We start from the raw sequence: 24,013 nt of genomic DNA, 5'->3' as shown, positions 1-24,013 counted from the left end.
TGTCATTGAGTGGTAACCTTACTGTATAAAAATTAGCTTTGCAAATTAAAAATTACAAAAATGTTAAAAAAATACTGACCATTTGTTCCAAACGTTTGGCATCAAAGTCAGGAGGATTACAGGCTGATTAGCGTCTTCAAGTCAGTTAAAATAGTCGCTTATTGACCAGTAGAAATCGAACTATGTTCACAGTTGAACTGCGGTTTTATCAGCCGTATTTAATGTTCGTACTCAACAACAATGAAGGGAATATTTGTGCCTGCAACAATAAAAAGCGTAGCCGAATACGCAGGGGTTTCGATTAAGACAGTTTCTCGTGTTATTAACAACGAAGGAACGGTTAAACCCAATACGTTAGAAAAGGTCCAAGAGGCAATTCGCGTACTGGATTATAAGCCTAACAAAGCAGCCAGAGATTTAGCCGGGCGCGATAATTTCGTACTGGGTTATGTCTACGACAACCCAAATGCTTACTATGTTATTGACATGCAAAATGGCATCTTGGATGAGTGTCGCACAAACGGTTACGAACTGCTTATTCATCCATGTGATGCTTCCAGTCCATCCATTGTTGAAGAATTAATTCACATGGTCGAAAGCGCTAGGCTAGCCGGCCTAGTATTATCTCCTCCGCTTTCAGAAATGCCAAACGTGCTGTCTTCGCTTGACGACAAAGGTATCCATTACGTGCGCGTACTGTCAGGCAATAATGCCCCCGATACGACACTGCCCTGTGTACTTGTCAATGACTTTGAAGCGGCCTATGCGATTACTGATCACCTCATTAAACAGGGCCATGGAAAAATTGCTTTCATTGCGGGTGACCGAGAGCACAAATCTACTATTGAGCGACAAAATGGCTACCGCGCAGCATTGCAAGATAATCATATTGATTCCGACCCGAATCTCATCATTGACGGCACCTACTCTTTCGGTACGGGTGTGGAAAGTGCCGAGATCTTGATCAATCTAGACAAGCGTCCAACTGCTGTTTTCGCATGTAATGATGAGATCGCCGCAGGTACCTTATTTGGTGCTCGCATGAAAGGGCTGGATGTACCTAATGATCTTGCTATCGCTGGCTTTGAGAACAGTCCATTTTCACGCCAAACTTTTCCTCCACTCACTACCGCCGCTCAACCGACATTAGAAATTGCAAAATCCGCGGCATCGTCTTTGATTAGCAGTATCAAAGCGAGGAAAAGAGCCGGTCAACTCGTGCCATCAGAGCCGGTTTACTTCACCCCTGAACTCGTGGTACGCGAGTCGACTAAAGGAGCGTAGCGTATGAGCCAACCCAGTTCAGTAATCATTGTCGGTGGTGGTACCGCGGGTTGGATGACAGCGTGTTTAATGCAAAAACACTGGCCGCGCTCAGACATTCAATTAATTGAATCATCGGCAATCGGTACCATTGGCGTTGGCGAGGGTTCTACACCTTTTATGAAGTATTTTTTCGCACAGATTGGTCTCGCCGAGTCCGATTGGATGCCACAATGCGACGCGACATATAAAGTCGGAATTCAGTTTGATGCTTGGACTCAAAACCCCGCTTACCCCGGTTATTTTCATCCATTTTTTACGCCATTTGATTTAGATACTGGCAATCAATTTTTCGATGCCGTCAATCAGAGACGTCAAGGGCAACGCCGGGATTGTCACCCTGAACACTACTTCCTTACAGCTGAGCTCGTGCGCCAAGGGCTTTGCCCCTCTGCGCTTAACGTCGACACGCAAATTGATTATGCGTATCACTTCGACGCCGGTAAACTGGCCGAAGTGATGAAACAACACTGTTTGTCAGCTGGCTTAACGCACATCATCGACACCATTGAGGGTGTTGACTCAGACGGCAAATCTATTCAGCGTTTGCACACGAGTGCCCATGGCAGTCTGGAAGCTGAACTCTTCGTTGATTGTTCAGGGTTTAACGGCATTTTGGCCAAAAAAGCCCTAAACCGTGATTTTCTCAGTTATGCAGATACGTTGTTCAACAACGCCGCTGTAGCAATACAAACACCTCACAATGAGACGCACCCTTTGCAGTTGCAAACGCGTTCTGAGGCGCTTTCAAGTGGTTGGATGTGGCAAATTCCGCTCACCTCGCGAATCGGTAATGGTTACGTATACTGCAGTGATTTTATCAGTCCGGAACAAGCAGAAAGTGAGTTAAAGCACAGATTAGACATTGAAGAGACATCGGACGTTAAAGTGCGCCACCTCAAGATGGAAGTCGGTCGTCTTGAGCAACATTGGTCGGGAAACTGTGCCGCTATTGGTCTCGCTCAAGGTTTTATCGAACCGCTCGAAGCAACAGCATTAATGTTAGTTCAATATTCTATTTCACAATTGATTGACAGCTGGCAGCCCCAGTCCCCGGCGTCCATTCAAGATAAATACAATAGCGATATCAATCGCATGTTCGATGGTATTCGAGACTATATTGCCGCCCATTACTTACTCAATGACAGAATCGATACTCCATATTGGCAGGCCTGCCGAGAGAGGATGGTGGTGCCGCCTACCCTTGACGCTTTGTACAACGCTTGGCAAACGGGGCAAAACTTCGACAAGGCGCTAAACGATGTGGCGAAGGAACTCGTTTACCTTCGTCCATCTTGGTATTGCATCTTTGCCGGTATGGGTCAATTTGATGGCAGTGACAAAGATACTGTCATTCCCACCTCATCAAGCCGCCAAACACTGCAGGCACTGGTGGCAAAATACTTTGCCGCCAATTAGCGTGTTCTTAAGGTTATAACACCACAGGGCGACTGACTCCTAGATTACCTGCCCTTGTGGCTGGCCAGCTTGGCCAACGTGATGCGCCTCGGACCAAACTCGAAGTTGTTCTAAAATCTCAAGTGCAGATCGGCCAAAATCCGTGAGCTCATAAGTCACGGCGATGGGGCGTTGTTCAATGACCTCGCGTAACACCATACCATTGGCTTCCAGTTCTTTGAGTCTTTGGTCGATCATTTTTTTACTCGCGCCACCGAGCATCCGGCACAAATCATTGAATCTCACGGGCTCATCTTTCAAATGATAGATAATCGATGCTGTCCATTTACCGCCGATCAGGCGCATACCTCGCTCAATCGAACATGGTTCATCACAAACATTGAAAACAATTTTTCTGCCTTTACTGTCTGTTTTTATTTGGCTTTTCACTAATTCCTAACCTCAAAATGGGTAGTTACTAAAAGTATACTAATTGCACAACATAATTAGGTAACTAAAATATACCACATATTATCTTATTGTGTTTCGACGAATTTAATGGAGTGTATCATGAGCCATATTCTTATCATCAACGCCCATCAGTACTACCCGTTTTCTGAAGGCAAACTCAATGGAGCCTTAGTAGACAGAGCCGTTAATCTACTGGAAGAAAAAGGCCACCAAGTGCGTGTTGTCTCCATGCAAGAGACAATCGATGTAGAAGCCGAACTAGCCAATCACCAATGGGCAGATACCATTATTTTGCAATCACCTGTTAACTGGATGGGCGTACCTTGGTCTTTCAAAAAATACATGGACGAAGTCTACACCGCAGGCATGGCTGGCCAATTGTGTAACGGTGACGGCAGACACGCAGGCGCCCCAAAAGCGAACTACGGTACGGGCGGAACCTTGTCGGGTAAGCGCTATATGTTATCGCTGACTTTTAATGCTCCTGCAGAGTCCTTCGACGATCCCGAAGAGTTTCTATTCCAAGGTAAAAGCGTTGATGATCTGTTTTTCCCAATGCATATGAACTTCCGGTTCTTCGATATGACTCCCCTCGATACGTTTGCCTGTTTTGACGTAATGAAAAACGCTGACATTGATAACGATTTTACGCGATTCGATGCCCACTTAACGCGTTTTTTCTAAGGCCATCATGATGAGACCTTCCACCCATTTACTGCGTATTTTGGCGATTTTGCTATCTATGGTTACACCGTCCGTCAACAGTGATCCAGCGGATGCCGCTTATGTTGCTTCGCCAGCGCACTATCAGCTATTACTCGAAAACGACAAAGTCGTGGTGATGAAAATGACTCTAAAACCAACAGAGAGTGACAATATTCATACTCATCACAATGAAACCGTCTATTTTGAAATGGGTGGACAACTTCGTATCACTCCATCAATTGGCCCCTCTTTTGACGTAAATGTATCAAGTGGTCAAGTGATGTGGCATGAGACTTGGACACACCAAGTGACCAATATCGGCGAGACAGACGTTGTAGCCATCATTGTAGAAGAACAACGCCCAAACGAATCACATCAAGGAGCTAACAAATGAGCCAACACAAAGCTATTCACCTCTATACCGCTTCGACAATGAATGGTTGGAAGCCCGTTATCTTTTTAGAAGAAGCCGGCATTGAGTACGACCTCACGTTTGTCGATTTCTCTAAACAAGAGCAAAAAGCACCTGATTACGTGAAGCTCAACCCTAATGGCCGCATTCCGACCATAGTCGACCGATCAAATGACGACTTTGTGGTATTCGAATCCGGGGCAATCTTATGGTACTTGGCAGAGAAATATGGGCAATTCTTACCCAGTGATGAAAAAGAAAAGTCGCGCACGCTGCAGTGGTTGATGTTTCAAATGGGTGGTGTTGGCCCGATGATGGGGCAAGCTATGTATTTTCAGCGTATTGCCGCTAAACAAGGGGAAAACCACCCTTTTGCTATCAAGCGATACGTAGACGAAAGCCGACGTCTATTTGAAGTACTCAATACTCATCTCAAAGACAAAACGTATCTTGTTAATAACGAGTACACCATTGCTGACATGGCCATGTATCCTTGGGCAAGAGCTTACTATTGGGCGAACGTGTCAATTGAGGGATTGCCACACTTACAAGCTTGGTTTGAGCGAATTGATAATAGAGAGGCGACACAGCGAGCGCTGGAAATCCCAAAACCGTTCTGGGCATTTTTTGGCAAAGGTGATGTCGAGGCACTAGAGCGTGAGAACGCCGAACGATTTAAAAGTGACGTGAAAAAAGCATGAATGATTCAAATACTTCAACAAAAGTAAATGTGCGAATCGACATCGTTTCTGATGTCGTTTGCCCTTGGTGCATTATTGGTTACAAACGCTTAGAGCAAGCGCTTGAGCTATTGCGAGACAACGTTGAGGCTACTATTCATTGGCGTCCGTTTGAGCTAAATCCCAACATGCCCGAGGGTGGCGAGAACCTACGGGCACATTTGGCTGCCAAGTATGGCACAACATTGGAAAACAGCATCAAAGCCAGAGCAATGCTGACACAGCTTGGTCAAGAGCTTGGATTCGAGTTTCACTACTTCGATGACATGCGAATGTTCAACACCTTTAAAGCCCACCAACTTATACATTTCGCGGGGCAATCCAATAAAGCGACAGCGATGAAATTGCGGTTGTTCTCTGCATTTTTTAGTGAGGCCAAGGTTATCGAAGATACTGAAGTGTTGGTAGCAGAAGCGGTTGCAGTTGGCTTAGACGAATCGTCGGTAAGAGCAGTACTAACAGAACAAACCTATGCCGAAGACGTCAGAGAGGAACAGCAGGTTTGGACCAGCAAAGGAATAAGCTCAGTCCCTGCGTTTATTTTTAACAACAAGGTAGGGTTGTCGGGTGCCCACGAAGTACAAACCTTTGCTAATGCGATACAAAGTGCCATTGCCCAAACTACAAACATTGATGGATAGCATGGGTACTACCTTGTATACCTAAACGGCGAGTCACAAAAAAATTAGTTTAAAAACCATATTAAATTCATAGTTTTAGCTAATTATAGCTGGGGTTACTTTTTAGTGACTAATTGAAATGACTCGCCCTTGCTCTAATCTTTACGGTCTACACTATTAGTGCAAAAAAACAACAGGCACTAGCCATGATTGGCTACTCACAACTTAGAGGTTGCAAGACCATGATCGAATTTTCATTAAACGGGAACACTGTCAAAACGGACGTCAGTGAAGACACACCACTCCTTTGGGTAATCAGAGATGAATTTGGCTTAAAAGGTACCAAGTTTGGCTGTGGTATTGCTATGTGCGGGGCATGCACGGTCCATATTGATGGTAACGCCATCCGATCGTGTTCTTTTCCAGTCTCACTCGCCAAAGGCAAAGCCATAACCACAATTGAAGGGCTCAATAATGAACACCCATTGCAACAAGCCTGGGTTGAAGAACAAGTCCCTCAGTGCGGTTACTGTCAATCGGGACAAATCATGCAAGCCGCCACGTTATTGGATAAAAATCCGAACCCCAGTGATCAAGACATCGTCAATCACATGAGTACAAATTACTGTCGTTGTATGGCTTACGTGCGAATCAAAAAAGCGATAAAGCGTGCAGCCAATGGGCAAGCTGGCGTACAGACATTTGATCCTCGAGAGAATGCTTAAGGAAAGAACGATGAAAAGTATCAAAGCAGAAAAAAATGCGATTAACCTGTCTCGTCGGGGCTTTCTTATTGGCAGTGTGAATACGTCATTGGTGATGGCATTTACACCAGGCATTGCCATCAAAGGCGTGTCGGCTCAAGAAGCTTTAAGCGACAAGATATTCTCCCCTACTGTTTGGTTTGAAATGGATACAACAGGCGCGGTTGTGGTTAATGTTGCCAAAGCGGAAATGGGGCAACACATAGGTACAGCGCTTGCCAGAATCGTGGCAGATGAACTGGGTTGTGATTGGTCAAAAGTATCTATCCATCATGTTGATACCGACCCTAAGTGGGGTTACATGGTAACAGGTGGTTCATGGTCGGTATTTCAAACCTACAAGCCTTTGTCACAAGCAGGGGCTGCCGGCCGCATCGCTTTAATTGATGCCGGAGCAAAATTACTAGGTGTTGATCCCGCTAGCTGCACAGCAAAAAGTGGCTTTGTCGTCAGTGGCAGCAAGAAGCTTGCCTATGGTGACATCGTCTTGTCAGGTACACTCAATCGAACTTTCAGCGCCGATGAAATCGCGGCGCTTCCGATTAAGAAAAGTAATAAACGTCACTTGATTGGCAACGACAGTAAAGCTCTCGATATTCCGCCTAAGACCAACGGTAGTGCCGTGTATGGCTTAGACGTTGAAATTGATGGCATGGTATACGCCCGCCCAGTGCTTCCGCCAACTCGATATGGTAGCAAAGTGACTCAAGTTGACGATTCAGCAGCAAAATCACTTAAAGGTTACCAAGGGTTTGAAATACTGAACGATCCCAGTGGCGTATTCGAAGGCTGGGTAACGGTACTGGCAGATAACTTTTACACGGCCGTCAAAGCCGGCGATGTCATCAAGGTAGCCTACCAAAAAGGCAAGTCGGCAAATGTTAGCGAAGACATGATACAGCGCGAGGGGCTTCGCGTCGTTCAAGACCGAAATGAGGGCGTATTGTTTGTTGACGAAGGCAACGTAAGTGCAGCCCAACAAACGGGTGAACGCACTATCAATGCCATATATAACACTGCCACAGCGAATCATTTCCAACTCGAACCACTGAACGCAATAGCGGAATTCAAGAACGGAAAATGGCACATTCACACCGGTAATCAATGGCAAGGTTTAACCTTACCCGCCCTTGCCAAAGCAGCCGGCGTTAGTGACGACAACGTCGTCATGCACCAATACTATTTGGGCGGTGGTTTTGGCCGTCGCTTATTTGGCGATTGGTGTATTCCCGCCATACTGACGGCTAAAGCCATTGGCAAGCCAGTGAAACTCATATTTACCCGTCCTGACGATACCTTGTTTGACCAAAGTCGCTCGGCTTCGACTTCGATGTTTCACGCTTCTTTTGACGCAAACAACACATTCACGGGCCTTGAGCACGCATTGGCGGCGGGTTGGCCAACCCTAGCGATGGCACCGGGCTTTATGCCTGAAAGCGTCGATAAAAAAGGAAAAGTCGATCCTTTTGCTGCGTCAGGAGCAGATCACTGGTATTCCATGGACAATCATCGGGCACGGGTTATCAATAACACTGTCGCTCAACAAACCTTTACCCCGGGCTGGCTAAGGTCGGTTGGTCAGGGTTGGATTCTATGGGGACTTGAATCCTTTATCGACGAAATTGCTATCGCCGCAGGTCAGGACCCAGTCGAATTTAGGCTAGCTATGCTCGATGGCAAAGGCAAGCAAGCGGGTAAAGCTCCTGAAGCTGTCGGTGGAGCGACGCGGTTACATGATGTACTCAAACGCCTTCAAACCAAAATTGGCAATCCAAACCTAGGGGCTGACGAAGGCATAGGGTTTTCGGTTACCGCTGGGCAAGAACGCACTATGCCAGCTTGGATAGCCACCGCAGCTCACGTCAAGGTCAATCGGAACACTGGCCAAATCACCGTTAAAAAACTGTCTGTGGTGATTGACGCTGGCATTGTAGTCCATCCAGACGGGGCGCTCGCGCAAATTGAAGGATCCCTTTTGTGGGGACTGAGTTTGGCGCTACACGAGCACAACGCCTACAAAGACGGACAAGTCACTAAGACCAACTTACACACCTATCGACCTTTACGGATGAATGACGTGCCTGACATGGACATTGAGTTTGTCGACAGTGACGAATTTCCTGTTGGTCTTGGTGAACCAGGCGTGATTGGCGTTGCACCAGCAATTGGCAACGCCGTATATCAAGCCGTTGGCGTTAGATTACGCGACCTACCAATGTTGCCTGAGCACTTAAAACCTCAGCTTAGCTGAAAATGAATAGGAGACTAACTTGAAACGTTTATTACTCGTATTTGCTAGCATTGTGATGTCGTCTGCCCTTGCGGCAGGCGACGCCTATAGCAACTACAAGTCTACCCCAAATGCAGACACGGCTTTTATGTATTTATTTCAAGTCGCTACGCATCCCAGATGTGCAAATTGCCATGGTGTAGTGGACCAAGGTATCCACCACCCAACAGTAGGAGACGCAAGAATTCCTCATCCTATGAACATCACATCGGCCAACAATCTGAGTTTGTCGATTCAGGATGGCCAGTTCGTGCAATTGCCAAATGCGCTCCCAGTGAATTGCAGAACCTGCCATCAAAACGAAAACGGTGATGAAGTGGGAATGCCTCCTGGGGCCGCAAATGATCTAATGAAAGGATTCGTTTGGCACATGCCTCCGGCATTTATGGCAATCAACTACGATATGACGCCGGAGCAACTTTGTAACAACTGGCTTGACCCAACAAAGAACAGCTTTTTAGCTCATCGTGGTGGACGACATGATATGAAAACATTCAAAAAGGAATTCGAACATCACGTAGAGGACGACCCACTTGTTCGATGGGCTTGGTCGCCTGGCATCGACCGAACTCCAGCACCTGGGACTCACGCTGACTTCGTCGACGCAATGAAAATTTGGATTACAGCTGGCGCCCCCTGCACACCACAATAGTCATATCTTTTTTAGCGCATGCTCTAGTAGTGTGCGTTTTCTTCTCCTATAGAAAAAAACAAACCTGATCAGTTCAGACACAAACCGTTTTTTATCTAACTAGGCGTTTAATTCACTCAAACCACCGCGAGACAACCTATCACCTGATAGATTTTTTAATCCATTTAACCTACTGAAAATTAATAATTTATTAACCTAAAAAAGCTGCTTGCTTACTTTTTATGCAAAAAAGTATTTGACAATAATTAAAACCACCACTAAATTTACCTACCAGTAGATAGGCAAATACATAAATGTGTTTGCCATCCATTAATTTGTTAACTTACTGGAGTAATCCCAATGAAATTGTATGAAACGAAAGGCTTTCCAAACCCATTGCGCGTATCTATTGCTTTAGCAGAAAAGAATGCGTCAGATAAAGTAGACACTGTTGATGTAGATGTGATGGGTGGTGAACACCGTACAGCTGACTTTCTAAAGAAAAACCCGCTGGCAACCGTACCGGTTCTCGAACTCGACGACGGGACCTTTATTGGTGAGACAACCGCAGTCACAGAGTTTATCGACCATCATTTTGCAGGCCCATCACTCACGGGCGAAACAGCAAAAGAAAGAGCGGTTGTTCATATGATGCAGCGACGCGCAGAAGCCATGGTTATCGACGCAGTTGGTACCTATTTTCACCACGCGACCGATGGTTTAGGTCCTGAATTAGAAACTTACCAAAACCAAGAGTGGGGCGAAAAACAAAAAGAAAAGGCATTAGCTGGCTTGAGATATTTTAATGATGTGTTGGCAGACCAACCTTTCATAACAGGCGAGAATTTTACGATGCCTGACATCACTCTTTTTGCCGGATTAGCCTTTGCTGACTTCGCAAAAGTAGACATTGCAGAGGAGTTAACTCATCTTCTTGCATGGCGCGAACGCATCGCCAATCGTCCAAGTGTAAAAGCAGCGACTGGCGCATAACGCGTCGCATTAAAGATAAGGAGCCAATCATGAAAATTAATGCTGATTTCGATCAAAGAGTGGTTGTACACAGTGCCGATCTAGATTGGATCCCATCTCCAATGGCCGGCGTTGACCGTCGTCCATTGGACAGAGTGGGTGACGAAGTCGCTAGAGCCAGTACTATCGTTCGATACGCCCCTGGCAGCGCGTTTTCATCTCATGTCCATACAGGCGGCGAAGAGTTTATTGTGCTTGAGGGGGTATTCCAAGATGAGCATGGCGATTTTCCTGTTGGCTCCTATATTCGCAATCCACCGGAGTCTAGCCATACACCCGGATCGGCACCTGGCTGCGTTATATTCGTAAAGCTATGGCAATTCGAAATGGAAGACAGAACCCATGTTCGTCTGCGCACGGACCACATGCCGGCGATTCCCCATCGAGATTATCCCGGTATTGCCGTCACCCCTTTGTACCAGGACCAGATCGAGTCTGTATATATGCATGACTTTGCGCCCGGGGCGACGTTGAACTTACCTGTAGAGGGTGGCGCTGAGCTCCTCGTAATGGAAGGCAACATTCAAGAACACGATGACAAGTTGGTCAAACACAGCTGGCTTCGTGTTCCCTTAGGCGGAAAAATTCACGCTACCGCCGGCGAAAATGGTGCCCGAATTTGGCTCAAAACAGGCCACCTTACGCAAGTGGAAGCTCAAATCCAACGGGTCAGTGACCGTTAACATTTAAGGCGCTCTAAGCGCCTTTTCCCATAAAACTGTTGCAATCAAGCCTAGCCTTGAGGGGGAGTTATGTCTCAAATTTTGATAGAAGTGGATGAATTGATTAGCGAGTTTGATAGTCACGGCTACGTTATTGTCGACACCCGTTCGCCAGAAGAATATGCGTTATGCCATATTCATGGTGCAGTGAATATTCACGATATTTTCACCTATTTGTCTTCTTCGACGAAAGCAGGGCTCATCGAGATGCGCCAACACTTCGCTGATGCATTTGGCAAAATGGGGATTGCTCAGTCAACACCTGTCATATTTTATGAAGAAGGGATGACTAGCGGCTACGGCCAATCCTGTCGTGGTCACTATATGGCCGAATATATTGGCTTGCAAAACAGTCGCGTGCTTCACGGCGGGTTTAGCGCATGGCGTCAGGCTGGCGGACCAGTCGACGACACATTGCCAGAAACAACGCCAGTGACATTCACGTTGACTAATGAAGGACTCGACTTAATTGTTGATAAATCGCAAGTACTTGAGGCGATAAAAAGTAACGAGGTTACCCTACTGGATGTCAGGGACGTAGATGAATGGATCGGGCAAAGTAGCTCGCCGTATGGAAAAGACTTTGCCCCGCGAAAAGGCAGGTTACCAGGTGCCAAATGGTTGGAATGGTACCGAATGATGAAACCCACTCCTTCTGGTCCTAGGATGAAATCCCCGGCCGAAGTAAGAGCGGAATGTGAGAATATTGGGCTCGATTTTGACAAGCCGATTTGGTTGTACTGTTTTAAGGGCGCAAGAACATCCAATACTTATGTGGCATTAAAGCAAGCGGGCTTTAGCAATGTCGCAACCTACTTTGGTTCCTGGAATGAATGGTCAAGAGACCTGTCTTTGCCCATTGAGTGAAATACAAAGTAACTGCCTCATTGGGGCCCTGAAATGGTTATTGTTCAGCATCCCAAAAAGTAACTAGAAGCACACGTTTACGGCATCCATGTAACTGCTACACTACGCATCAGAACTTGCACTGAGGAAATGACTTACCAACGGAGGTTCGCTCTTTTCGTGAAATTGATTCACAATGATTTGCTGTTGCCTATCTTCCTCTGACGTGTGTTCATGATGCTGTAAATGGTGCAACCAAGAGCTTTCAAAAAAATATTCTAAAAAACGATTGGGGTTCGCAGTATCTTGAAAAACACCCCATTGGTAAGCTCCATAGCGTTTTCTAGCGACACCCAATTGTTGAATTGACATCTTAAAATCACGCCAATCTTGTTTATTTACGTAATATTCGATTGTTACCATGACCGGCCCCTGATCTAATGACGCGGGCGCCTCACCCAGTCCATTTGCTAATTTGGGAGTTGGCCAATGTAAAGAAGGCTCCAAGTCTCTATCGTCCCCTAAATTTAGACGGTTACGAATAGTCGCTAATGCGCCGATTACCAATATTCCTCCCGCTATCATCAGTGTTTGCGCTAGAGGTAACGCAGATGCAACGTTTCCCCAAATGATACTTCCCAGTGACATCGCTCCGAAAAAAACCATCAAGAAAATAGACAGCCCTCTAGCTCTCACCCAATTTGGAAGAGATGTCTGCGCTGACACGTTCAAATTGGCCAGTGCGATTATCCAAGACGCACCAAAAGTGAAACAACTCACGAGTAAGCTTGTTGTGGTAAAGGTCAGTGCCAGCACAACGAAAATACCAGCATCGATAATAGTCGCGACAAGCAACATGGAGCTTGGCTCCATGTAAACTTTTAAACGTGGCATTAGGAATGCACCAAATAGCGCACCAACGCCGATCAAGGCCGTTGCAGTACCATAGAGACTGGCGTCAGCTTTCATTTGGTGGCTGACGATTAAGGGGAGCAACGCCCAAAAAGCCGAAGCCGCAAGAAAAAAGGCGACCGCGCGAACGAGCGTATTGCGCAATGGAATGCTATGGCGAGCGTAACGAAGGCCGCTAACAATGGCAGGTACTACATGTTCTGTAGGTAAACCATGCTTTTTTTGATTCGGCGGTGACCACCAAAGTAAAGCGCAAATGATAAATAAGTAACTGACAGCATTCAGCCAAAATGGCGCTTGAATACCAAAAGAAACAATTAAGACACCAGCGATAGCAGGGCCAATTGCTCGACTAATATTAATGCCTACACCATTCAGGGCGACCGCTTCTGACAGTTGCGATCTATCAACTAGGTTGGGAACGATGGCTTGCCATGCTGGTGCGATAAAAGCGGCGCTGATTCCTAAGGCAAAGGTAAAACTTATCAATATCCAAGGCGAGATAATACCGACGTGAATCACTGCGCCTAGTCCAATCGCGATAAAGCATGCCAATAGGTTAACCACAACCAGCAATTTTCGACGATCGACTAAGTCAGCCAATGCACCGGCAGGTAAAGCGAACAAGAAAATGGGAAGTGCCACCGCAGTTTGAATCATCGCTATTTTGGTGGGATCGGCGCTCAGTTCAGTCATTAGCCAGGATGCCCCTACTTCATGCATCCAAGTACCAATATTGGAAAGCACTGTTGCACAGAACAATACCGCGTAAACAGGAGACGTTAACACGGTCCACATCGATGTCTCATTTGTTCGAGAACCCATTGCCGCTCCTTAGAATAAATTTTGCATTGAGCCAAAAACCATTGGCCAATACTGGTTTACACTCGGCTTTCTCAATACCTGTTTCACAGTTAATCAACGACTTAAACTACATACCCAGCGGCGGTAAAACCCAAAGTCATTGCGACAACCAGCAAGGCTCCTTCTAATTTTGGTGGCGCAGGTACAGGAATATCCAACCATCGACAGCCCGCGCCTATCGCTAGGCCCAACAAGATTCCCATTACTAACTCAATCATCAGCGTCCTCCTTGGGCTCCGATAACGATGAAGTCGATATTCCAGTGGGGCCACCACAATGTGCGCGACTCTCAGAAGGTTCAGTCATGAACTTGTCAGCTATGCCATAACCCACAGTCATTGCGACGACCAGCAAGGCCCCCTCTATAACCGGCGGCGCAGGAACAGGCACTGAAAATACATAACACAAGATGCCAATAGCGAAACCCAACAGTAAACCAATCAGTAATTTCATGTTTTACCCTACCTTACCTCGATTCCAATGCGCTCACTCTACGCAACAGAAAAATAGGGTTCAAACCATTAAATCTTGGGTGTCAGGTTAGCTAAACTAAAGCGGTGACACTTTGCTCAAGGCCTGGCCTGACCAAAACGATCTTGCATAAATTTAACGAATAACGCGATACGAGCAGATAGGTGACGGTTAGGAGGGTATAGCAAAGCGAGCTGCAGCTCAGGCGCTTGATACTCGTTTAACACTTGAACCAACTTACCTTCATCCAACGCTTTTCCAGCAATAAATGTTGGCAGGAGCGCGAACCCCATCCCCGCGATACAAGCATCTCTGAGAACTTCGGCATTATTGGAACAAAGAACGCCATTGACTCGTATGCTCTTTTCACCATCTGGACCCGTCAATTTCCAATTGTTACCAGAAGGCAGATTACCGTAGTGTAAACAGGGTGATTGTTTAAGACACTCTAGTGTAATTGGCTTTGAGTAGCGCTCGATAAATTGCGGCGAAGCGCATATCACTCGTCTTGCCTCGACAATTGTATGTTCGATCAACGCCATACTGTCACTTGGGGAAGCAATTCTTACGGTCATGTCAAAACCGTTGGAGACCGGATTCACTTTTTCGTCAGACAACACGAGTTGTACCCTGATATCAGGGTAAAGGCTCATAAAGTCGATGATGGCTTGACTTAAATGCATGGTACCAAAAGACATAGGCGCATTGATTTTAAGCTCGCCTGAAGGGTTTTCCTGGTTGTCTTTAATAAGTGACTCAGTTTCAGATACGTCAGCAAGTATCTGTTTGACTCTCTCGAGATAGGCGGTACCTGTCGCCGTTAGCGTAACTTTTCTCGTAGTCCGGGTAAATAAAGTCACACCCAAATCATCTTCTAATGCAATCACCAACTTGTTGACTTGAGAACGCGATAGACCCAATCGACGGGAGGCATCCGCAAAGCTATTTGTCTTCGCCACTTCAGAAAACACCGACATCGCAGTTAGTTTATCCATAGCTAACCCTTTTACTTTTTAGTCAGTATAGATTGTCTCGAAATCGACGACAATAAAGCGCCTATTATCGGTATTCTCCCCTCAGTTTAGTTAATCTAAACTCGCTTTATTGTCTGACTGGAGAGATAACATGCCATATCGTCGCCTACCTTCACTACTCGCGTTGAGAGCGTTCGAAGCGGTATCAAGAAACGGGTCAATGAAGCAAGCCGCAGAAGAATTGAGCGTGACTCCCGGCGCCGTAAGCCAACTGGTGAAAAAATTAGAGGATCAGTTGCAATGTGAGTTGTTAACGCGAATCAACCGAGGGTTTGAGTTGACCGAAGCAGGCATACACCTAAAGACAGGCTTGTCAGACTCATTTAATCGAATGAAAGAAGCCGTGGACTCAGTCATGCCGATAAGTCAGTCCAAAACTCTTATCGTAGCATGTGCACCTTCCTTTGCCGCCAAGTGGCTTGTTCCCCGGCTTTGGCATTTTCTCGAGACACACCCCGACGTCGATATCAGAATTTCATCAAGCTTTTCAAAACTAGACTATGCAACCAAGCAAATTGATATTGGCGTGCGGCTGACTCGAGATACGGATTCTTCTATGGAGCGCCTTGTGATTGGCGAAGAGAGCTTAATGGTACTGGCTTCACCTGAATTTATTCAGCGCCAGAAGATTAACGAACCGAAGGATATCTTGAGAGTGCCAATCCTTTCTGAAGACATCAGTGCTACCCCTATCGATCCTCCCACTTGGACAGATTGGTTTAAAAAAGTCGGCTTGCCGCTGAAGTCTGCAAACAGAGGGGTCAATTTCGGTGAGTACGCTGAACAAGCCCTTGATGCGGCAATCGCAGGGGCTGGCGTAGTTCTGGGGCACAAAGTCCTAGCCTCTAAAGACATCGAACAGGGAAGATTAGTATGCCCGTTTGGACCGGAGATGAAATCCGGCCTCAACTATCAAATCGTTTGTCGTCCCCAAATAAAGCATTCTGATGCGGCTATCGCCTTTAGAGAATGGTTGACGCAAGAGCTAACACAGTCTCTTCTGGTAAACGCCTTACCCTAGCACCAGCCCTATTTTACTTGTACACCCATCATGCGGTTACTTTGCGCTTTAGCGTTGTCTGTTAACTATGACAGCAATTAATTAAACGCGAAATGTAGCTACTGTGTTTTTATCCCACTCTACTCACTACAAAAAATCGCTCCCCTCAGTACAAAGAGAAAATATTAAGTATAAAAATCATAACGTTAAGAGCAATATAGATTATCTAAACTATCAATGGAGTTTAAATCGTTTGTCGATTTTTTCGCAGTCTCTATAGTGAAAAACAGCTCAAAAACATCTCCATACCACTTGTGTATTTGAGTCGTTTTTAATCTTATTTTATCTATTGAGGACTTGTCATGAGCAAAGAAAAGTTAGAAGTATTAACGCCACAAAATTCACAGCTAATTTTTATCGACCACCAACCACAAATGGCATTTGGTGTGCAATCTATCGACCGTCAAACACTGAAAAACAATAGTGTGGGTTTAGCCAAAGCAGCAAAGATCTTTAACATACCAACGACGATCACAACAGTAGAGACCGACAGTTTTTCAGGACACACCTACCCTGAACTATTGAGTGTATTCCCCGAGCATCCATTACTAGAGCGTACTTCGATGAACAGCTGGGATGACCAGAAAGTCAGAGATGCCTTGGCCCAAAATGGTCGTCGTAAAATCATCGTATCCGGTTTGTGGACTGAAGTATGTAATACCACCTTTGCCTTGTCTGCAATGCACGACGCTAACTACGAAATCTACATGGTAGTTGACGCGTCAGGTGGTACATCACAAGACGCTCACGATTACGCGATGCAGCGCATGATTCAAGCGGGTGTTGTCCCTGTGACTTGGCAGCAGGTACTGCTTGAGTGGCAACGCGATTGGGCACATAGAGATAGCTATGACGCCGTAATGGAACTAGTAAAAGAACATTCAGGCGCTTACGGCATGGGTGTTGACTACTGCTACACCATGGTTCACGGCGCTGAAGAACGTGTAAAACACGGCGAGCGACTTGCCCCTGTCCACGCCGAGTAACCTGTTGTTTAAGGCCCGATACCGTCGGGCCATTTCGCAATTCACACATCACTGTATCGCCATTGCTCTGGATGACAAGCGCGCTCTGAGGCAATAAAAACAGGCGATAGCAACCATTTGAGGGCTTTGTAATGACAACGACAAAAGCGGCGTTAGTTTTGCTTGCCAGTTTATCCAGTCTACCCTTGGCTGCCGCGCCAGATATGATTGTTCACAATGCAAAAATTACCACTTATGACGGTAAGCACTATTCAGGTTTTGCCGTAGAGAATGGCACGTTTACCGAGCTATCAACGTCGGCCAAAATGCTTCTAGCACAACAAGACGACGACACCATTGTCATCGACGCTAAAGGCCAACGCATCGTACCCGGTATCAACGATTCTCACCTTCACGTTGTGAGGGGCGGTCGCTTTTACAATTTAGAAACCCGCTGGGAAGGTCTGCGAAGCCTAGAAAAAGGCATTCAAATGATTGCTGATCAGGCTAAGCGCACCCCTGAAGGTCACTGGGTACGGGTCATCGGCGGTTGGAGCCCATTTCAATTTAAAGAAAAGCGCATGCCAACGCCTCAAGAGCTAACCAAAGCTGCGCCAAATACACCGGTTTTTGTTTTGCATTTGTATTCTGGCGGTGTCTTGAACCAAAAGGCCATGGAGGTGCTTGGCGTTACCAAAGACAGTGTGCCCCCCAAAGGAAGCCGCTATGAGCGAGATGCTGATGGCAATCCTACGGGCGTGTTAGTCGCCGATCCCAATCCAATGATCTTGTACCGCACGATTGCCGCTCTGCCCCATATGACATTGGATGAACAATACAATTCCAGTAAACAATATTACCGAAAATTACTGAGCCTTGGTGTAACCAGTGTGGTTGACGCTGGCGGCGGTGGCCATACGTTTCCGGAAAACTACCAAGCGAGTACAGTACTCGCCGCAAGAGGCGAATTACCGATTCGTGTCTCTAACTACTTGTTTCCTCAAACGCCTGGAGACGAGCTGAATAGTTTCGCCAAGTGGATGAGCAACTACAAGCGCAATCAAAATCTCCACCTGCATCTAAACAACGGCTATGTAATAGAAGGCGGTGGCGAGCTACTGGCGTGGCAAGCATCTGATTACGAAAACTTCAGAGCCGCTCGTCCAGAGCTTGCGAAAGACGCAGAAAAAGAGTTGGAGAAAGTCGTCAGACTGCATTTACTGCAAGGTTGGCCGTTTCGTATTCACGCGACTTACAACGAATCTATTGAGCGAATGTTGGCGCTGTTTGAAAAAATCGATGAAACCCAGCCTTTAAACAGTGTTCGCTGGATTATCGATCACGCCGAGACAGTGACCGATAAAAATCTAGATCGCATCAAAGCATTGGGCGGGTCTATTGCTGTTCAAGGACGCATGGCATTTGCTGGTGAAGATTTCTTAGCTCGCTACGGTGAAAAACAAACCAAGCGTACACCACCCATCAAAAAGATGTTGGAGAAAGGCATCCCCGTGGGATTTGGAACAGACGGTACACGAGTATCCAGCTTTAATCCGTGGGCAACCTATTACTGGGCGGTATCGGGTCGCACGGTAGGCGGCCAAAAACTGTACGATCGTAGCAATACACTTGACCGCCTCACCGCGCTAAAAACCTTTACCCAAGGCAGTGCCAATATCTCCGGTGAAGAAGATGTAAAAGGGCAAATTAAGCTTGGTCAATACGCAGATTTTGCGATTCTCAATCAGGATATTCTCAAGGTGAATGAGGACGCGTTACTCGATACCCATTCGGTAATGACTGTCGTCGACGGCAAAATCAGATTTGCAGACAAAGTACTTTACCCCGAATTACATATCCCAAGAGAGCCTGCAATTCCGGCTTGGTCGCCGGTTAATTTCAGTGAAGTTCGCTAGGGAGTTGTCATTATGATTTCTAAAATTGAGCGTCGTGCTGTTTTTAAAAAGGTTGCTGGTGCAACCGCTTTGAGCGGCAGTATTGAGTTAGGGCTGGTATTCGCCCTCCCTCGTTTGGCGCAAGCGATTGACAATTTACAGCGAGGGGAATGGGAAAAACATCGACAATACCAAGCGACGCCAGAACAAAATTTAACGGTGGACATATTACCCGTGCAATAAGTGGACGGGATACCCCTAAAGGTCCTAACAAACTGAAAGTTATTTCGCTTATTCCCAAGGATTTAACCTAGGAGCCATATCATGAAAATACAGCACTTTGGAAAGTTTATCATCGGCACTGCGTTGCTAGCTGCAAGTAGCTCTAGTGCGCAAGCCGCAGTCGAAAAATACACAATAGATACATCAGGTTCCCATGCCTTCGTGCAATTTAAAGTCAACCACTTAGGTTATAGCTGGTTACACGGCCGCTTTAATGATTTTGAAGGTAGTTTTGAGCTTGACCCTAGCGATCATTCCGACGCTGAAATCAGTATTTCAATCGATACAAGCAGCGTCGATACCAACCATGAAGAACGTGATAAACATCTAAAAAGCAAAGATTTTTTAAATGTTAAAGCCTTTCCGAACGCGACATTCAAAAGCACTAAGGTGAATTTAAATAGCGCTGGTAACGGTACTGTCACAGGTAACCTCACGTTAAATGGTGTGACAAAACCTGTCACCCTGGATGTGAATCAAATTGGCTTTGGGGTAGACCCATGGGGTGGTTATCGCCGTGGTTATGAAGCGACAACCACATTTAAGATGGCAGACTTCGGCATGTCTTACGACTTAGGCCCGGCGTCAAGAACGGTCGAAATGACCCTTTCCATCGAAGGGATTAGAAACTAGTCTTACGTTACACACCGCCCTGTCTGATGCAGCAAACAGGGCGGCAAACACCTCTACACTCTTTGGCGCATTTCTGACTACACTAATGCACCAATGTGGAGTTATCCGTTTACTCTTTATTGTTCTCTAGGAGACAGACATGGCGTTTGTTGTTAATGCAGCGAAAAAGGACTTAGGCGGCTTTTCCGTCTCTCGTATCATTCCAAGTGTTCAACAGCGGATGATAGGGCCTTTTGTATTTGTCGACCACATGGGGCCAGCTAATTTCCCCGCAGGCAAAGGGATTAACGTTCGCCCCCATCCACATATTGGGTTGGCCACTATCAGTTATTTGATGGAAGGTAGCATGCTGCACAGAGATAGCTTAGGTTCAATCCAAGAGATTCATCCAGGTGATGTGAATTGGATGACGGCCGGTAAAGGCATCGTTCACTCGGAACGAGAAACGATTGAAACAAGAGGCCAAGATCACGTGTTGAACGGTTTGCAATGCTGGATCGCACTACCTGAAAATAAAGTCGATATGGAACCAAGCTTTCTGCATATCAATCGCGCTCAGTTGCCCTATATCCATCGCGAAAAGATACTGATGCGTTTGATCGCAGGAGAGGCATACAATTACACCTCGCCCGTCAAAACCTATTCTCCTATGTTTTATCTCGATGCCATAACGGAAGCGGGAGCAATGGTGGAGAGACCCTGCGGCAAATCTGAAACCGCTTGCTACATCATCTCTGGCAAACTCAATATTGGTGGAACGATTTTCGAAGCAGGTCAGTTTGTTATGCTTGAAGACGAGGAAACCATAGAAACTGTCGAAAACAGTCGATACTTTTTACTCGGCGGACACAAATTCGAGAAACAACCCATTTTGCGCTGGAACTTTGTTGCCTACACGCCTGAAAAAATAAAAGAAGCCGAAGAACGTTGGCAAAATGGTCAGTTTCCAACGATACCAGGTGATGACATTGAATATATCCCTTTACCTAGCTAATGAGTGAAAGGCTTTCGCTTGTGATCTGGTCCAACTATCAAATAAGACGTGCATGAAAGGCACGTCTTTTTGTATGCTCTATTACCGAGCAAACTCATCTGCAAATCGAGGTTAATTCTTTTTGGGCAAAAAATATCAAGATATTTACCCGCAAGCCCCTGTGATCAAAAGTGCCGATTTAGACAGGCCTTCAGCGGCTGAATTACTGACCTTAGAGTTCTTCGAGGCAGATCCCGGGGAAATGCCATATGACACCTTTGACCAGCATCACATTCTAATTAATCTCAAAGACGAGCCTCATCGGGTGGAAAACTGGAGAGAGGGTGAGCACCGGGATTTCACCTTGCTACACAATGAAATCATTGTCACTCCTGCAGGCGTCTCTTCGGGCTGGAAATGGCACGCAAAATCTAAAGTGATTATCATCACCTTAGAACCTGACAAGCTCAATCAGTTTTCTCAGCACGAATTAGGCATACTGCTCAGTAGTGCGCAACTCAAAAACATTCCGCAGTTTGTCGATTCAGATATCTGCCAAGCCGGTGAAATGTTGCTCGATGCCCTCAACAGCCCACTGGGTTCAGCGGTCATGTTTGAGAGCTTTGCTCGCGTATTTTTGACAAAACTCATTCACAAATACGGCTTAGAGAAAAGCGAGGAAATCGCTTTTAATCGCAGTTTTACGTCATCACATTACAAACGCGTACTCGATTACGTCGCCAATCATTTTCACGAAAACATCACGCTCGAGACGATGGCTGCGCAAGCGGGTATAAGTACCTACCATTTCGCACGTTTGTTTAAACAAACGATCGGCGAAAGCCCTCATCAATTCTTAATGCAATACCGAGTTGAACAAGCGAGAAAGCAACTTGCGGACGCATCGCGACTCATTGCCGATATCGCCATAGCATGCGGCTTTTCTGACCAGGCACACTTTACCCGTGTGTTCAAACAATCGACTGGAAAAACACCTCGTCAGTACCGCCTTGCCGACTAGTGTGAGTCTTCAAAAAGGCAAAAGAAGTGATTGCCGTTTCGCCCCTTTTGAGACGTAGCCGTAAAAAGCGAAACGTTCAATTGTGTTCAATCTGGGTCCAATTTTGATTAATCAAAACGCAATCTGATATTCTGTAATTCAAACGCTAGTGCGCAATCAGGCAGACGCCTGCGAAACATGCGCACCTGAGTCTTCGTCGTATTACAAGTCGGGAGAGGAACCCAGTGATTAAAGTACTTGGCAGGAATAATTCCGTAAACGTTCAAAAAGTCATGTGGATTGCAAAGGAACTAGGCCTAGAGGTCGAGCGCGAAGATATCGGCGGTGCCTTTGGTGGAAATGACTCCCAAGAATATTTGGCGATGAACCCAAATGGCCGGATTCCAACGTTGATTGACGGAGACGAGGTCATCTGGGAATCCAACACCATTGTTCGCTATCTGGCGGAGAAGGCAGGAAAACACCCTTGGTATCCTGAAAGCCTAGCCGCGCGAGGGCGGGCAAACCAATGGATGGATTTTTACCTAACGAATATGCACCCGCCTATGACAGTCATTTTCTGGCAACTTATTCGGACTGCGCCAGAAAAAAGGGATATGGCAGCGTTCGAAAAAGCGGTATCAGAAGCATCGACATTTTGGAAGATCGTTGATAATGCATTGGCAGATCGCCCTTTTTTGGCAGGCGATGCGCCAGATATGGGAGACGTACCATTGGGGTGCTCAGCCTATCGATGGTGCACCATGGATTTCGACAAGCCAGATCTACCCAACGTCAGAGCATATTTCGAGCGTTTGAGCTCACGCGAGGCCTATCAAACGAATGTAATGCTACCTCTGACCTGATAACCAGTCCAATTGGGAAGCTCGACCGCTCCTTGGCTATTATTAGCGCTAAAGCTATGCAAGAGCGAACCATTTTGATGAGCCGCACCTTAAACTGACATTCTGATAGTCAGAACACTTCTATGCGTAGCCGTTAACAACGCGCGTTTAGCAGATAACTTGCTTTTCCCCTAAAAGCACAGAATATGGTAGTTCAGGGGAAACGGGTGTTACTATGAAGTCTCAGTAATAAGCCTCTATGCGCTCAGGGACTTTCGATGAATGCCAATATATTCGATGAATTAGCAGACCGGACTAGAAAAAAATCAGGTAATTCTCTTTCTGACGAATGGCGATATCACTTTGATAATCAACCTACTGAATTAATAGAATGGATACAAACTCAACCCATTGATGGCTTTGCAGTAAATTTTGAAATTTATGAATCGTTAGCAAAATCGGATTTACCACCCACAACGTTCTTAATTACAGAATTTAAACGGCTGCTAAATCTGCTCGAAACTGATCTGAACAACGAACATTTATACCTAACTATTGAATCGTTTACTTTTCTTTCTGAAAATGAAAAAACACACGAACCATGCCAAAGGCTTATATCAGGTTATTTAGGCTCTAAATTAAGCCAAATTCGAAGATTCTCTATATGGCTAATAGTAGATTTTATGTGTGCTTCTAATATAGAAATTCTTCGTTCTATTCAAAATTTAGCTCAATTCGATCGTAACTGGCGGGTCCGAGTGTGTGCTCAATCAGTTTTGTCGGATCTTTACCATGCTGATAAGGGCTTTCCGGAACCTCAGAAAATGCGATTCTTAGACAAATTGAGATATCAATTTCTGGGTCCCGAAATTTGCTGGAAATTCCATATGTAGAATGGTACATAACAAGTTACTGAACAGAGACGAACAGCCCATGTATTGAGGGTATGGATAGACCTCGAATCAAAGTAGATTTCAATGAACGAATAGAATCTGATCTTGTTTTTATATCCAAAACGGACGAAAGAACGGACTCTGAAGGTAATAGAATTAAACTTTTCTTGGGTAGTTTTGTTTATCTTTGCGAGTACAACAACCATGAGGATGGCGAAGAAGAGTACCTCTT

26 protein-coding genes are annotated in these 24,013 nt (G+C 45.9%); 21 read left to right on the top strand and 5 right to left on the bottom strand.

What is annotated here, in order from left to right; genetic code table 11:
• Window positions 1-255 precede the first annotated feature (255 nt).
• Together AC27G9_RS10345 and AC27G9_RS10340 are read left to right on the top strand one after the other, a co-directional pair.
• On the top strand, window positions 256-1,284 hold the full coding sequence (locus tag AC27G9_RS10345) for a LacI family DNA-binding transcriptional regulator (RefSeq protein ID WP_487073830.1): 1,029 nt from the start codon (window positions 256-258) through the stop codon (window positions 1,282-1,284).
• Between the two features lie 3 nt (window positions 1,285-1,287).
• Window positions 1,288-2,742, top strand: a complete 1,455-nt coding sequence (locus AC27G9_RS10340; RefSeq protein WP_487073828.1) for a tryptophan halogenase family protein — start codon at window positions 1,288-1,290, stop codon at window positions 2,740-2,742.
• 39 nt (window positions 2,743-2,781) lie between these two features.
• Here AC27G9_RS10340 and AC27G9_RS10335 read toward each other — a convergent pair whose 3' ends face one another.
• Window positions 2,782-3,171, bottom strand: a complete 390-nt coding sequence (locus tag AC27G9_RS10335) for a winged helix-turn-helix transcriptional regulator (protein ID WP_487073826.1) — start codon at window positions 3,169-3,171, stop codon at window positions 2,782-2,784.
• Window positions 3,172-3,291: 120 nt separating this feature from the next.
• On the opposite strand from AC27G9_RS10335, the gene AC27G9_RS10330 reads away from it, so the two are divergent.
• The 10 genes from AC27G9_RS10330 (at window position 3,292) to AC27G9_RS10285 (ending at window position 11,975) form a co-directional block, all read left to right on the top strand.
• A complete protein-coding gene (locus tag AC27G9_RS10330) occupies window positions 3,292-3,876 on the top strand; it encodes an NAD(P)H-dependent oxidoreductase (protein ID WP_487073824.1) in 585 nt (194 codons plus the stop codon).
• 7 nt (window positions 3,877-3,883) lie between these two features.
• Window positions 3,884-4,291, top strand: coding sequence for a hypothetical protein (locus AC27G9_RS10325; protein ID WP_487073822.1), 408 nt, complete (start codon window positions 3,884-3,886; stop codon window positions 4,289-4,291).
• Entirely contained in the window at window positions 4,288-5,010 is a 723-nt protein-coding gene (locus AC27G9_RS10320) for a glutathione S-transferase family protein (protein ID WP_487073820.1), read from the top strand. Before AC27G9_RS10325 ends, AC27G9_RS10320 begins: the two co-directional genes overlap by 4 nt.
• Complete coding sequence (locus AC27G9_RS10315; protein WP_487073818.1) at window positions 5,007-5,690, top strand: DsbA family oxidoreductase; 684 nt, start codon at window positions 5,007-5,009, stop codon at window positions 5,688-5,690. The genes AC27G9_RS10320 and AC27G9_RS10315 overlap by 4 nt, the downstream gene beginning before the upstream one ends.
• A 221-nt stretch (window positions 5,691-5,911) precedes the next feature.
• Entirely contained in the window at window positions 5,912-6,394 is a 483-nt protein-coding gene (locus tag AC27G9_RS10310; RefSeq protein ID WP_487073816.1) for a (2Fe-2S)-binding protein, read from the top strand.
• Window positions 6,395-6,404: 10 nt separating this feature from the next.
• The gene (locus AC27G9_RS10305; protein WP_487073814.1) at window positions 6,405-8,684 is read left to right on the top strand and encodes a xanthine dehydrogenase family protein molybdopterin-binding subunit; all 2,280 of its coding nucleotides are present in this window, start codon (window positions 6,405-6,407) and stop codon (window positions 8,682-8,684) included.
• A gap of 19 nt (window positions 8,685-8,703) precedes the next feature.
• Window positions 8,704-9,375 carry a hypothetical protein gene (locus AC27G9_RS10300; protein WP_487073812.1) on the top strand — a complete coding sequence of 224 codons (672 nt, stop codon included), beginning with the start codon at window positions 8,704-8,706 and terminating at the stop codon, window positions 9,373-9,375.
• A gap of 339 nt (window positions 9,376-9,714) precedes the next feature.
• Window positions 9,715-10,347 (top strand): glutathione S-transferase, encoded by a 633-nt coding sequence (locus AC27G9_RS10295; RefSeq protein ID WP_487073810.1) that lies wholly within the window; start codon window positions 9,715-9,717, stop codon window positions 10,345-10,347.
• 29 nt (window positions 10,348-10,376) lie between these two features.
• A complete protein-coding gene (locus AC27G9_RS10290; RefSeq protein WP_487073808.1) occupies window positions 10,377-11,069 on the top strand; it encodes a cupin domain-containing protein in 693 nt (230 codons plus the stop codon).
• A 69-nt stretch (window positions 11,070-11,138) separates the two neighbouring features.
• On the top strand, window positions 11,139-11,975 hold the full coding sequence (locus AC27G9_RS10285; protein WP_487073806.1) for a sulfurtransferase: 837 nt from the start codon (window positions 11,139-11,141) through the stop codon (window positions 11,973-11,975).
• A gap of 102 nt (window positions 11,976-12,077) precedes the next feature.
• Here the strand turns inward: AC27G9_RS10285 and AC27G9_RS10280 are convergent, their stop codons facing one another.
• From AC27G9_RS10280 to AC27G9_RS10265, 4 genes are all read right to left on the bottom strand, one after another.
• Window positions 12,078-13,691 (bottom strand): MFS transporter, encoded by a 1,614-nt coding sequence (locus AC27G9_RS10280; RefSeq protein WP_487073804.1) that lies wholly within the window; start codon window positions 13,689-13,691, stop codon window positions 12,078-12,080.
• A 101-nt stretch (window positions 13,692-13,792) separates the two neighbouring features.
• Window positions 13,793-13,948, bottom strand: coding sequence for a DUF1427 family protein (locus tag AC27G9_RS10275; protein ID WP_487073802.1), 156 nt, complete (start codon window positions 13,946-13,948; stop codon window positions 13,793-13,795).
• A complete protein-coding gene (locus AC27G9_RS10270; RefSeq protein WP_487073800.1) occupies window positions 13,941-14,183 on the bottom strand; it encodes a DUF1427 family protein in 243 nt (80 codons plus the stop codon). Before AC27G9_RS10270 ends, AC27G9_RS10275 begins: the two co-directional genes overlap by 8 nt.
• Before the next feature lie 116 nt (window positions 14,184-14,299).
• A complete protein-coding gene (locus AC27G9_RS10265) occupies window positions 14,300-15,196 on the bottom strand; it encodes a LysR family transcriptional regulator (protein WP_487073798.1) in 897 nt (298 codons plus the stop codon).
• A 130-nt stretch (window positions 15,197-15,326) separates the two neighbouring features.
• Here AC27G9_RS10265 and AC27G9_RS10260 point away from each other — a divergent pair, with 130 nt between their 5' ends.
• The 9 genes from AC27G9_RS10260 (at window position 15,327) to AC27G9_RS10220 (ending at window position 23,781) form a co-directional block, all read left to right on the top strand.
• The gene (locus AC27G9_RS10260) at window positions 15,327-16,256 is read left to right on the top strand and encodes a LysR substrate-binding domain-containing protein (protein WP_487073796.1); all 930 of its coding nucleotides are present in this window, start codon (window positions 15,327-15,329) and stop codon (window positions 16,254-16,256) included.
• Between the two features lie 341 nt (window positions 16,257-16,597).
• A complete protein-coding gene (locus AC27G9_RS10255) occupies window positions 16,598-17,281 on the top strand; it encodes a hydrolase (protein WP_487073794.1) in 684 nt (227 codons plus the stop codon).
• Between the two features lie 131 nt (window positions 17,282-17,412).
• Window positions 17,413-19,176, top strand: a complete 1,764-nt coding sequence (locus AC27G9_RS10250) for an amidohydrolase (protein ID WP_487073792.1) — start codon at window positions 17,413-17,415, stop codon at window positions 19,174-19,176.
• A 12-nt stretch (window positions 19,177-19,188) separates the two neighbouring features.
• Entirely contained in the window at window positions 19,189-19,398 is a 210-nt protein-coding gene (locus tag AC27G9_RS10245; RefSeq protein WP_487073790.1) for a hypothetical protein, read from the top strand.
• Window positions 19,399-19,479: 81 nt separating this feature from the next.
• A complete protein-coding gene (locus tag AC27G9_RS10240; protein ID WP_487073788.1) occupies window positions 19,480-20,070 on the top strand; it encodes a YceI family protein in 591 nt (196 codons plus the stop codon).
• Window positions 20,071-20,209: 139 nt separating this feature from the next.
• Complete coding sequence (locus tag AC27G9_RS10235) at window positions 20,210-21,064, top strand: pirin family protein (RefSeq protein ID WP_487073786.1); 855 nt, start codon at window positions 20,210-20,212, stop codon at window positions 21,062-21,064.
• Between the two features lie 121 nt (window positions 21,065-21,185).
• Window positions 21,186-22,064: an AraC family transcriptional regulator gene (locus AC27G9_RS10230; RefSeq protein WP_487073784.1), complete on the top strand. Its 879-nt coding sequence runs from the start codon at window positions 21,186-21,188 to the stop codon at window positions 22,062-22,064.
• Window positions 22,065-22,288: 224 nt separating this feature from the next.
• Entirely contained in the window at window positions 22,289-22,909 is a 621-nt protein-coding gene (locus AC27G9_RS10225) for a glutathione S-transferase family protein (protein WP_487073782.1), read from the top strand.
• Window positions 22,910-23,166: 257 nt separating this feature from the next.
• Complete coding sequence (locus AC27G9_RS10220) at window positions 23,167-23,781, top strand: hypothetical protein (protein ID WP_487073780.1); 615 nt, start codon at window positions 23,167-23,169, stop codon at window positions 23,779-23,781.
• Window positions 23,782-24,013 lie beyond the last annotated feature (232 nt).

This window comes from Alteromonas sp. 5NS40-0096, assembly GCF_057544385.1.
The sequence above is the reverse complement of the archived record's forward strand: the minus strand, read 5'-3'. Positions and strand labels throughout refer to the sequence as shown.